This is a genomic window from Actinomyces sp. ZJ308 (genome assembly GCF_011752065.1).
GTDB lineage: Bacteria > Actinomycetota > Actinomycetes > Actinomycetales > Actinomycetaceae > Actinomyces.
In genome coordinates this window covers 1-11,267 of sequence record NZ_JAAIJY010000047.1, presented here as the reverse complement: position 1 = coordinate 11,267, position 11,267 = coordinate 1, and the positions used below count along the sequence as shown (strand labels likewise).

The 11,267-nt window shown below is 67.4% G+C and carries 10 protein-coding genes; 1 reads left to right on the top strand and 9 read right to left on the bottom strand.

Annotated features, from left to right (window positions below):
- The first annotated feature begins 1 nt into the window (after nt 1).
- Nucleotides 2-148: an integrase core domain-containing protein gene (locus HCR68_RS13355; protein ID WP_243859138.1), complete on the top strand. Its 147-nt coding sequence runs from the start codon at nt 2-4 to the stop codon at nt 146-148.
- Here HCR68_RS13355 and HCR68_RS13350 read toward each other — a convergent pair.
- From HCR68_RS13350 to HCR68_RS13310, 9 genes are all read right to left on the bottom strand, one after another.
- A complete protein-coding gene (locus tag HCR68_RS13350) occupies nt 102-635 on the bottom strand; it encodes a hypothetical protein (RefSeq protein ID WP_167150276.1) in 534 nt (177 codons plus the stop codon). The genes HCR68_RS13355 and HCR68_RS13350 overlap by 47 nt on opposite strands.
- 52 nt (nt 636-687) lie before the next feature.
- Nucleotides 688-2,328: an ABC transporter substrate-binding protein gene (locus HCR68_RS13345; RefSeq protein ID WP_167150274.1), complete on the bottom strand. Its 1,641-nt coding sequence runs from the start codon at nt 2,326-2,328 to the stop codon at nt 688-690.
- Nucleotides 2,329-2,381: 53 nt separating this feature from the next.
- Nucleotides 2,382-3,893 carry a GNAT family N-acetyltransferase gene (locus HCR68_RS13340; RefSeq protein WP_167150272.1) on the bottom strand — a complete coding sequence of 504 codons (1,512 nt, stop codon included), beginning with the start codon at nt 3,891-3,893 and terminating at the stop codon, nt 2,382-2,384.
- A gap of 12 nt (nt 3,894-3,905) precedes the next feature.
- Entirely contained in the window at nt 3,906-5,669 is a 1,764-nt protein-coding gene (locus HCR68_RS13335; protein WP_167150270.1) for an ABC transporter ATP-binding protein, read from the bottom strand.
- The gene (locus HCR68_RS13330; protein WP_167150268.1) at nt 5,666-6,589 is read right to left on the bottom strand and encodes an ABC transporter permease; all 924 of its coding nucleotides are present in this window, start codon (nt 6,587-6,589) and stop codon (nt 5,666-5,668) included. Before HCR68_RS13330 ends, HCR68_RS13335 begins: the two co-directional genes overlap by 4 nt.
- Before the next feature lie 84 nt (nt 6,590-6,673).
- Nucleotides 6,674-7,708, bottom strand: a complete 1,035-nt coding sequence (locus tag HCR68_RS13325; protein ID WP_167150266.1) for an ABC transporter permease — start codon at nt 7,706-7,708, stop codon at nt 6,674-6,676.
- 542 nt (nt 7,709-8,250) lie between these two features.
- The gene (locus HCR68_RS13320) at nt 8,251-9,057 is read right to left on the bottom strand and encodes a DUF4352 domain-containing protein (RefSeq protein WP_243859137.1); all 807 of its coding nucleotides are present in this window, start codon (nt 9,055-9,057) and stop codon (nt 8,251-8,253) included.
- 277 nt (nt 9,058-9,334) lie between these two features.
- A complete protein-coding gene (locus tag HCR68_RS13315) occupies nt 9,335-10,372 on the bottom strand; it encodes a DUF2510 domain-containing protein (RefSeq protein ID WP_167150280.1) in 1,038 nt (345 codons plus the stop codon).
- A 275-nt stretch (nt 10,373-10,647) separates the two neighbouring features.
- Entirely contained in the window at nt 10,648-11,211 is a 564-nt protein-coding gene (locus tag HCR68_RS13310; protein WP_167150262.1) for an NAD(P)H-dependent oxidoreductase, read from the bottom strand.
- Between the last annotated feature and the right edge of the window lie 56 nt (nt 11,212-11,267).

Genomic DNA, 11,267 nt, shown 5'->3' with positions numbered 1-11,267 from the left:
GGTGTACCCCACGAGACAGAAGGCGATCAACGATATTGCCTCGTGGATCGAGCTGAGATACAATCATGTGCGCCTTCACTCAGCCCTGGGATACCGCACACCTAACGAGGTCGAGCAAGAATTCCTGAGCCTAACCAAGGCAGCCTGAAACACCAAACAAGCAGTGTCCGAAAAACACCCAGCAGCCCAAACAGGTGGTAGTCGTTGCTCACGACTCGTTTCTCCTCAAGGTCGTAGACCGTGGGGACCGTTGCCCGTCCCTCGTAGTCGGGCTGGGTGTCCCGGTAGAGGTCGTCGAGCAGTCGCGCGCCGGTGACGGGGTCGACGCCGTCGGGCTGGTTGTCGAAGGTGCGGCCCTCGCTCGTGCGTGAGCCCACCCAGCCGATCGAGATGTGCTCATCGAGGCCGGTCAGGCGCAGCACGATGGTCTGGCGCCTGGACCAGCCGCAGCCGGCTGACACGAACAGCCGGTAGCGCCCCGAGGCCACCGGAGCCTGGTCCGGGCCGTCGCCGAAGAGCGTGCGGAAGTGGTTGGTCCGGCGCCTGAAGGCGCCGTCGGGCGTCTGCTCGACGAGCCGTTCGGGAGCCAGGGGGTCGGGCTCTGAGGACTGCGCGGCTGCGGGGGTGGCGGTCATGGGACTCTCCGTTCGTGGTGGGAGGTGGGTGGTAGCAGTCGGGCGGGGCGGCTCAGCCGACGAGCCAGATGTTGTAGGCGTTGAAGACGCTGCCCGAGCCCTCGTCGACGAGGGTGCCCTTGACCTTGTCCGAGTAGGCCAGGGAGTTGCGGGGCACGTAGAGGGGCAGCACGTAGGCCTGCTCCTTGACGACGTAGCTCTGGAAGCTCGCGTAGGTGGCCTTGCGCGCCTCCTGGTCGCTCTGGGCTCGGGCCGCGTTCAGCCACTCGTCGACGCCGGCGTCCTTGTAGCGGCCGCGGGCGATGACGCCCTTGGCGGGGTCGGAGTTGTAGAGCAGGTCCAGGGCGGTGGCCACGTCCGGGGCGTTGTAGGTGTTGTCGAAGACCTCGTAGTCGTTGGCCTCCGAGCGCTCGGTCTCGGTGCCGTCGTCGACGGGCTGGAAGATGTACTCGATGCCGACGTTCTTCTTCATCTGGTCGGCGATGGCGAGGTTCAGGGTGTCGCGGGAGTCGCGCACGTAGATGGCTCCGGAGACCAGGCGCACGGTGAGGCGCTTGCCGTCCTTGGTGCGGTAGCCGGCCGAGTCCCGTCCCGTCCAGCCGGCCTCGTCGAGCAGGGCGTTGGCCGCATCGACGTCGAAGGTGATGGAGCTGCCCTCCAGGGAGGAGTCGTAGAAGGCCGAGACCGGGGAGATGGCGGACCATGCCCGCTTGGCGGTGGAGTAGTAGACCTTGTCGACCAGGGTGCTCAGGTCGACGGCCTGCTGGAAGGCGCGGCGCACCCGGACGTCGTCGAGCGGGGACTTGGAGACGTTGAGGTACAGCGAGTAGGGGGTTCCCGAGTTGAGAACCTCCTGGTAGGAGAAGCCGCCGGTGCCGTTGAGGGAGGCGACGTTCTGGGCGGGGACCCCGTAGATGATGTCGAGCTGACCGGACTGCAGGGAGCCGACCCGGGTCGAGGCCTCCGGCAGGAAGGAGACCTGGACGGCGTCGAGGTGGGCGGGCCCCTGGCGGCCGGTGAGGGCCTCGGGCGCCCAGGCGTAGTCCTCGCGCTTGGAGAAGGTCAGGGAGGCGCCCTGCTGGTAGTCGGTGATGGTGAAGGGGCCGACGCCGGCGATGCCGGGCCCTCCGGACTTGAGGTTCTCGGCGTTCAGGGAGGTCGGGCTCAGCGGGGTGGCGCTCACCGATGACAGGTAGGACAGGAAGAGGTTGTCCGGTTGGGTGAGGGTGAAGATGACGGTGCGTTCGTCGGCCGCCTGCCAGGAGGCGAGGTTGGCGCGCCCCACTCGGTTGGTGGCCGTGTAGCTCTTCTCGGTGAACTTGTCGAAGTTCTTCACGACGGCCTGCGCGCTCAGGGCCTGGCCGTCGGAGAAGGTGATGCCGTCCTTGAGGAACAGGGTGAGGGTCAGGCCGTCCTCGCTGAGCTGGTAGGACTCGGCGAGCCAGGGGTGGTAGGTGCCCTGGGCGTCCCGGTAGAGGTAGGAGTCGAAGGCGTTGCGCAGCAGCGGGGTGACGGTGTCCTGGCTGGACAGGTGCGGGTTGAGGGTGGTCGGCTCGGTCTCGTAGCCGAAGCGCAGGGTGCCGCCGCTGATGGGCTGGCCGTTGGAGGCGCCGCCGCAGCCGGCCAGGCTCATCGTGGATGCGGCAGCGGCGGTGGCGGCCAGGCCGGTGAGGAAGAGACGACGGTTGATCATGGTGTTCTCCTGGGGCGTTCAGGCGGGATTCGGGTAAGGGGTGCTCGACGGCGTTACTGGCGCTGGGCGGTGCAGGCGGCCATGAACTCGGGGTCTTCCCGGTCGGTCTCGTGGTGGCGGGCGGCGGTCCACATGCGCTGGCGGCGCCAGGGCGCGATCGCGGAGACGGCAGAGGGCGGGGGCGAGCCGCCCAGGTGCTCGCGGCCTGCGGGCTCGGACCAGCGGGCCAGGGGGTTGCCATCCACGGGGGTCTGATCGCGGTGGACGCCGGCGGTGTAGCGGCCGTCCGGCTGGGTGAGGATGCCGGTGGCTCGCAGCTCGCGTTCGGTGGCGAATCCGGGGGTGGCGTGCAGGTCGCGGGCGTAGGCCCACAGGTACGGGAAGTCAGTGATCCGCGCCGCCGCACCCAGCTCAGCCGGGAACGACGGACGGTACCCCTGATCGAACGACGCCAACGTGACGAACAACCGCACATCGGAGTCCGTCAACCGCTCCCCGAACAGATACCGACGAGAAGCCAACCGGAAGTCCAGCTCCGCAAGCCTGGCCTCCCACACCCCCTTCGCCACCCGGGCAGCCCCCAGAGAACCAGCGAACAACACCTTGTACGGACCATTATTCACATCATCGAACAACTGCTGATTCAACGCATCAATCTCATCACGCAGACCCACCGGATACAGATCCGGGGCCCCCACCCCATGCAACGACCGCCACGCCGTAACCCACTCATAGGACAACAGGTTGCCATCTGAGTTGATGAGCCGGTCGGTGAGAGAGTCGTAGACGGCCGGTGGGGTGACCGGGCCTCTGACGCCGATGGTGGCAGCAGTGCCGGCAGTACCGTCGTCGGTCCACTCGATCGCCACGTGCTGATCGAGGCCGGTCAGGCGCAGGACGATGGTCTGCAGGCGGGACCAGTCGTCGGCGGCGGAGGCGAGCAGCCGGTAGCGGCCCGAGGCCACGGGGAGGTCGGCCTGCCCGAAGACGCCGGTGACGTCATCGGAGCGGTCCAGCTCGCGGGTGTAGACGAGCAGGCGCTGCCCGGAGTCGACAACGAGGTCCTCGCGCTCGGGACGGCGCCGGTAGCCGAGGTGCTCGTACATGCGGTGGGCGCCGTGCATCTGGGGGCCGGAGTGGATGGCGATGCGCTCGGCTCCGCGTTCTCGGGCCAGGTCCTCGACGTGCTCCACGAGGGTGCGGGCGACGCCGCGGCCTGCGGAGGCCGGGTCGACGCCGAGGCGGCCGAAGGACTGCTCCACCGCGCCGTCGGGCCCGGTCTGCGTGTCCCTCGGAACGAAGACGGCGCCGAGGATCGTCTCGCCGTCGACCGCCAGGAGGAGGTCCTCCCCGCGGGTCTGCCCGCCGTGCCCGTCCGGGCGGGGATCGGCCACGTGCCCCTCGATGTCCAGGAGCATGGACCGGTAGGCGGAGGTGATCCAGAATCGGGACTCGTAGGCCCGCAGCAGCAGGGCACGTACGGCCTCGTAGTCGGACGGCTCGGCGAGCCGCACCCTCACAGGGCCGCCGGTGCTGCCGGTTCCGCCGGTGTTGTCAGTGCTCATCATGTCCCCGGCTCAGGCGGCCTCGGCCGCGGGCAGGGAGGGCAGGGCCTCAAGCAGTCGGCGCGTGTAGGGGTGGGCCGGCCGGGTGAAGACGGTGTCGACGTCGCCGGACTCGACCACCTGGCCGTCCTTCATGACCAGGACCTCGTCGGCGAGGTGGTGGACGACGCCCAGGTCGTGGCTGATGAAGACGATGGCGGCGCCGGTACGGGCGCGGACCTCGACCAGCAGGTCGAGGATCTGGGCCTGGATGGACACGTCGAGGGCGGAGACGGGCTCATCGGCGATGAGGATGTCGGGCTCGGTGACCAGGGCGCGGGCGATGGCGACGCGCTGACGCTGCCCGCCGGAGAGCGCCAGCGGGCTGGCGTCAAGGCGGTCCAGGGGCAGCCCCACGACCTCGGCGACCTCACGGACCCGTTCGGCGACCTGGGCGCGGCTCGGGCGGCGCCGACCGGCGGCCGGGGATCGCAGTGGCTCGGCGATGACGTCGCGCACGCTGTAGCGCGGGTCGAAGGAGGAGATCGGGTCCTGGTTGATGATCTGGATGCGGTGGCGCCGGGTGCGGCGGCGTCGGTCCGGCAGCGGGGACCAGGGCTCGGCGTCGAGGGCGACGGCGCCGGTGTCGGGCTCGGTGAGCGCGATGAGCAGGCGGGCCAGCGTCGACTTGCCGGACCCGGACTCGCCGACGACGCCGAGGGTCTGGCCGGGGCGGACCTCGACGTCGACGCCGCCGACGGCGCGGCGCACCGTGCCGCTGGGGCCGGGGTAGTCCTTGACGAGGTCGCGGGCGGTCAGCAGGGGCTCGGCGTCGGGGCCCTCGGAGAGGTTCTGGCGCTGCGGGGCGCGTGCGTCGGTGGCCAGGAGGCGCCCGCGGGAGGCGGCCGATGGGACGGCGGCCAGGAGTCGGCGCGTGTAGGCGTTGCGGGGGCTGGTCAGGACCGTCTGGGAGGGGCCGGACTCGACGACCTCACCGTCCTTCATCACCAGGATGCGGTCGCAGACCTGCCCGACGACGGCCAGGTCGTGGCTGATGAGCAGCAGGGCGGAGCCGGTGGCGCGGCGGGCCGCCAGGACGTCGAGGACCTGGGCCTGGACGGTCACGTCGAGGGCCGTGGTGGGCTCGTCGGCGATGATGAGGTCGGGGCGTCCGGCGATGGCGGAGGCGATGAGGGCGCGCTGGCGCAGGCCGCCGGAGAGCTCGTGGGGGTACTGGTCGACTCGCAGGTCGGCCTCGGGAATGCCCACCTCCTCCAGGAGGGCGATGGCCTGCTCCCGCTCGGCGGCCGCCAGGGCGCGCCCGGACAGGGGTCGCTCGCCCGCACTCCGGCGCTCGGTGTTCACGACGTCGGCCAGGCGCAGGGCCTCGGCGATCTCCTTGCCGATGGTGCGCAGCGGGTCGAGCGAGGTGAGGGCGTCCTGGAGGATGAGCCCGATGCGTCGGCCACGGATGGTGCGCCACTGGGTGTCGGTCAGGTCGGTGGCGTCCTGCCCGGCGACCTCCAGGCGGGTGGCGGAGATCCGCGGGTCTCCCCCGGTCAGGCCGATGAGGGTGCGGGCGGTGACGGACTTGCCGGACCCGGACTCCCCCACGATGCCGACGGCCTCGCCGGGGGCGATGGTCAGGTCCAGGCCGCGCACGGCCCGAACCTCGTGCCCTCCGCCGGCTCCGGGCCGGTGGAAGGTGACGGTGAGGTTCTCGACGTCGACCAGTGGGCTCTCGGCGTCGGTGGAGGAGGCGGGTGCGGGGATCGGAGTGGTGGTGGGGGCGCTCATGCGCTCCTCCTCTCGTAGCGGCGCTTGATGGAGCGGCCCAGGATGTTGGCGCTGATGACGGTGGCGGTCAGGACGAGGCCGGGGAGGATCCCGGTCCAGGGGGCGAGCATGAGGAAGTCGCGCGAGTCGGCCAGGATGGCGCCCCACTCGGGTGTGGGCGGCTGCGGCCCGAGCCCGAGGAAGGACAGGGAGGCGGCGCCGATGATCGCCCCGCCCAGCTCGATGGTGGCCACGACGGGGACGACTCCCAGGGCGTTGGGCAGGACGTGGCGCAGGACGAGCCTGCCGGGGGTCAGGCCGAAGGTGCGGGCCTGGGCGACGTAGTCGGAGCGGATGACCCGGTGGGTCTGGGCGCGCACCACCCGGGCGTAGGTGGGGATCGTGGCGATGCCCAGGGTGATGGCGAGGTTGACGATGCCAGTGCCGGTGATACCGATGACGACCAGGGCCAGGAGGATCGCGGGGAAGGAGGCCAGGACGTCGATGAGGCGGGCCAGGGCGGTGTCCAGCCAGCGCGGGGAGATGCCCGCCAGCAGGCCGATGATCAGGCCGAAGGTGACGGCGACGGCGGTGGCGACGAGCCCGATGGTCAGGGAGTAGCGGGCGCCGTGGATGACGCGGGCCAGGAGGTCGCGTCCGAGGTAGTCGGTGCCCAGCAGGTGCTCGGCCGACGGCGGCTCGTTGAACTGGAGGGCGTCGATGGCCAGCGGGTCGGTGCGGGTGAACAGGCCCGGGGCGATGGCGGCCAGGACGACCGCTCCGAAGACGATGGCGGCGATGACCGTGGACGGGCGGGGACGGCGTGAGACCTGCAGCCCACGCCTGAGCTGGACGAGGCGGGTGAGGATTCCGCCCAGGCCGGTGCCGGCGGCTCTGGAGGACAGGCGGAAGGAGGTCGATTCGTTGGCGGTGCTGGTCATGAGGGGCTCCTGGGGCTGAGGCGCAGGGATGCTGAGTCTGACGTGGCTCTGAGGTGGCTCTGAGGTTCCGAGCGGAGATCCGCGTCAGGAACGGGTCTGGCGCAGACGCGGGTCGAGGGCCAGAGCGGCGAGGTCCACGAGGGTGGAGGCGATGACGAAGACGAGGCTGGCGAAGAAGGCCACGCCCAGGACCACGGGCATGTCCTGGCTCTGGACGGCGCTGACGGCGATGTGTCCCAGGCCGGGGCGGCCGAAGACCTCCTCGGTGATGGCGGCGCCTCCGAGTAGTCCGCCGACGATGAGGCCTCCGATGGTGAGGGCCGGCAGGGAGGCGTGGCGCAGGGCGTGGACCCGTTTGGTGCGGGCCAGGGAGGCGCCTCGGGAGCGGGCGGTCAGGACGTAGGGGCGCTCCAGCTCGCCGTCGAGGTCCTCGCGCAGCACCTGGGTGAGGTAGGCGCCCTGCGGGATCCCGATGGCGAGGGCGGGCAGGACCAGGGAGCTCAGGCCGTTGTTCCCGACGACGGGGAACCAGTGCAGCCGGAAGGAGAAGATGGTCAGCAGGATGAGGCCGAGCCAGAAGCTGGGGACGGACAGGACCGCGAGCTCGGCGCTGCCCACGACTGTGCGGGCGGTGCCTTGCCTTCCCGCGAGCCACAGGGACAGGCTCAGGGAGACGACGACGGCGATGGTCAGGGCCGCTCCGGCCAGTTGGAGGGTGGCGCCGATCTGGGAGGTGAAGATGTCGAGGACCGGCTTGTGCTGGGCGTAGCTGGTGCCGAAGTCTCCGCGCAGGATGCCGGCGAGGTAGCTGAGGTACTGGACGATGACCGGGCGGTCCAGGCCCCATTCGGCGATGACCTTGGCGCGCAGCTCGGCGTCGTCGCGGTCCTGGCCCAGGAGGGTGTCGACGATGTCTCCGGGGGCCAGGTGCAGGCCGATGAAGGTGATGGTGACGGCGACCCAGACGACGAAGGCGCCCTGGATGAGGCGGGTGAGGGCGAATCTCGCGGTGGCGCGGCGCCTGGCGGAGCGGACGGCGCGGGCCTCGTCGGAGTCGCGGGTGGTGGTGGCGGCGTTGGGGGTCGCGGTGGTGAGGAGGGTTGAGGAGGCGGCAGACACAGGAGTTCCTTCGGTCCCGGTTCGGTGGCCGCGCGCTACGGACGTCGCTGCGCTCACGGCCCTGGAAGGGGTGAGGACGTCCGTACAGGTGGGCTGCTAGCCGGCCCGGGGCGTGCCCGACGTGCAAGCGTCGGGCCGCGATCACGCGGGGGCTGCCAGGAGTGCGGACGCCCTACGGCATACAGCGACAACAACACGCCATGACCTGCTGGTTCATGGCGTGTGAGGGGGCGAAGGACGAGGAGGGCGCAGCGGCGCGCTCAGTCCGCGCGGTGCGTACGACGAGCGGCAGCGCGGTGGCGCGGCGTCCGGTGCTCGTCATGGTGTGTCCTTCGGGGTGTGCGACCGCGGCCCAGTGCCGGCGGCGCGTTCGGCGCAATCATATGCGGACCATCACCGAAGCCTGTCAATGTCGCTGCCGTCACAGTCCATTCCTTGGACGGCCGACTTGGACATCCGAGCGGCGTCGGGGCCGGCCACGAGAAGGTGACCGACCCCGACATCACGACATGCGGCTTCAGACCGACATCACCGCTTCGGTACTACTTCACGGCGACGAAGACCTTGTCAGCGAGCAGTCCGGGACGAACCGCCAGTACCCCGTCCTGCGCACCGTCGATGGGAACGGCCCGGACGATGTTTCCGGTGACGCTCGCACCGTTGTACAGCGTCGTCAGAGAGTCGAGGGCGTCCGGGGCGACGGCGATCGAGTCGGTTCCGTCAACGGTCACGCCACCTGGCGTCACATAGTCGACCGACACGAATGCCGGAGACTCCCCACTCGCCTCGTTGCCGATGTAGGTGGCGGTGTAGTTAATGAGGACATACTCTTTTCCGTCGGCAGGCGGGTCGTTGAACTCGTTGGCCGCAGCCACCGCGTCATTGGCGTTGAACGTGACCGAGTTGATGACGACCTTCCAGTCCTTACCGGAGATCTCGGTACCGAGAGGATAAGGGTTCTCACGAGTCCTTCCCTGCGAGGAATCGGCGGACCCCGCACCACCCGCATCCGCTGCCGCCCCACCGGGGGCCACCGACGCCGAGACGGCGCTGGTGGAGGAGACGGCGTCATCGATCGCATTCCCCAGGAATGCGAGGAAGACGATGACACCGACGATCGTGCCGACCACTGAGACGATCACCGCCGTGATCGCGGGCCAAGAAGCCTTACCCTTCTGGAAGAGACCCACCAGCCCCAGGATGAAGGAGACCGGCAGGAGGATCCAGCCAACGATGAGGGCACCGGGGACGCAGGCGAAGATGAAACCGATCACCGCCATGACAAGGGCGACGATTCCGACTGTATTGCGCCCCTTCTTCACAGGCACTGGTGCCTGCTGCATCGACATAGGCGCTTGTCCTTGGGGCGGGTACTGCTGGGACGGATAGGACTGGGGAGGGTACGACATTGTGGCTCCTGCTATCCGACAAGACGTCGACATGAGACAGACTTGAGACAAACGAGTGCAGCAACATCCGCTGCATCATCCATCGTAGCCAGAACGGCACTGTCTGCGAATACCAGCAACCAGAAAATAGGCAATTCTAACGTTTCAAAATAGCCACATACTTACCGAGTAAAAATCAGTCACATCGTGACCATTCCCGGCATCGTGAAACGCTCCCTTAGAGCTTACCCAGTAGCTTGCGCTTGGCCTCGAAGTACTCACTATCGTCGAGAATACCGTCCTTACGCAGCGCAGCCAGATCGCGAATACGTTCTGCAACATCTGCGGAGGAAACAGCAGGAGTGCCCCCTTGAGGGATCTCAACCTGCCCAGACGGCAGAGCAGGGACATTCGACCCCACAGGCCCACACCCAAGAGCCGTCAGAACCGAGTTTCCAACCCTTTCCAGAATCTCACCAACATCTTCCTGATCTTTTTTGATCAACGGAATACCCGCACTCGCCACCACAGCGCGATTGGTTAACGTATGAATCTGGCGGTCAGTGGCAATCGTAAGCACCGATTTGCCCGTCACCACCTTTTTTGCCAGATATCCGACACCGGCGATCGCCACCCCCGGAACGGAAGCCTTTAAGACACCAGAACCACCCTTAGCCAAGACTCCAACAGCCTTCATTGTCGTACTTTTAACGATATCGGACATCGGATCAGGCTGTGACGCAACCACACCACCTCGCGAGAAGGAGATCGACAACAATTTTTCGTAGGGCAATGACGACATCATCGAGTTCAAACTCTGAGAATGCCGCACCGGCCGACTAGATAATGAATTCAACCTCTCCTGGCGCCTTGAGATCTCCACAGTTAATGACTCGCTGATGCGAACGTAACCATTCTCAAAAATTTCAACATGCGCGTCTCCGAACACTCCGCTAGTCACCAGCGCCCCAGCCTGACGATCAAGCTCCTCCTGCCTTCGACGAGCCTCCTGCTCACGCTCTTCGCGTTCTCGACGCCTCCGTTGCGCCACCTCCCGTTGTTCCAGGGCTGCCCCCTTAACGGCCCGCCCCAGTCTGCCGAGCATTCCTGGACCATCTGCAGACTGAGCGACCGGAGTGCCTACTTCACCGTAACCAACCGGACGAACCTCCATCTGGGCCGAGGAGACGTCCTGCGCGTAGACACCCCACGCACTGCCGTCCCACCATCGTTGACGCCCAGAACCATCGTCATACCAACCCGCCGGGGCAGACATTCCCACACCTCCATTGAGTGCACCTGATCAGCGCGATCGTAGCACCGCCACCACCCTTCGAAGACACGGAACTTTAACGACTGTTCACTCCTTTAAAAACTTCATACTTTTGTCTCTGTCGAGTGTCAGAAGTTGCAAACAATATAGACCTTGCAGTGATTTTATAATGTCTCGAAACATGGGGGCTCCGCTTGTGTTAGGACGTCGGCGACAGTGAGGACTTCCTGCGGCCTCGGCTATCACTGACGTCGCCTGTCGGGACGCGTATCGCCCCGTCAGATCCTGACCTCAGCCAGCATCTTCTGACGCTGTTCGAGGGTCAGTCTGTCCACCCCGGAGAAGGGGATCCACCGGAAGCGCTTCATCCCCGTCTTCCAGCACAGTCCGACGGAAAGGGCCTTGACCAGCGGCTTGCCGAACAGGTACTTGTAGGCGGCCACCGGGGTGCCCATGGTGGTGATTGCCACGACCTCGGTTCCCGGCAGACGGGTGCGCATCCCGAACCTGCCTTCCCCGGACGTGTAGAGGATGTCCTTGGCGTATACCTTGTCGATGAAGCCCTTGGTGGAGGCGGGTATGAGCTCCCACCACACGGGGAAGATGAGGATGAGCCGATCCGCGGCGGCGAGACGGCGCTGGTAGTCGGCCACACGCTCATCCATGGGCACGCCTTTGCGCCAGCTGGCCAGGTCCTGGGCGGACATGACCGGGTTGAAGCCGTCGGCAGCGAGGTCAATGACATCGACGCTCTCGCCGCGTGCCTCTAGCTGTACTTCCTCGGGAGGTTGTGAACAGGGCTGAGGTTGTGTGAAGGCCTCCGGCAGGATGTGGGTTGACACATCGCATCACTGACCGGAGGCCTTCATGACCCACGCTAACGCACCGCTGACCCCCA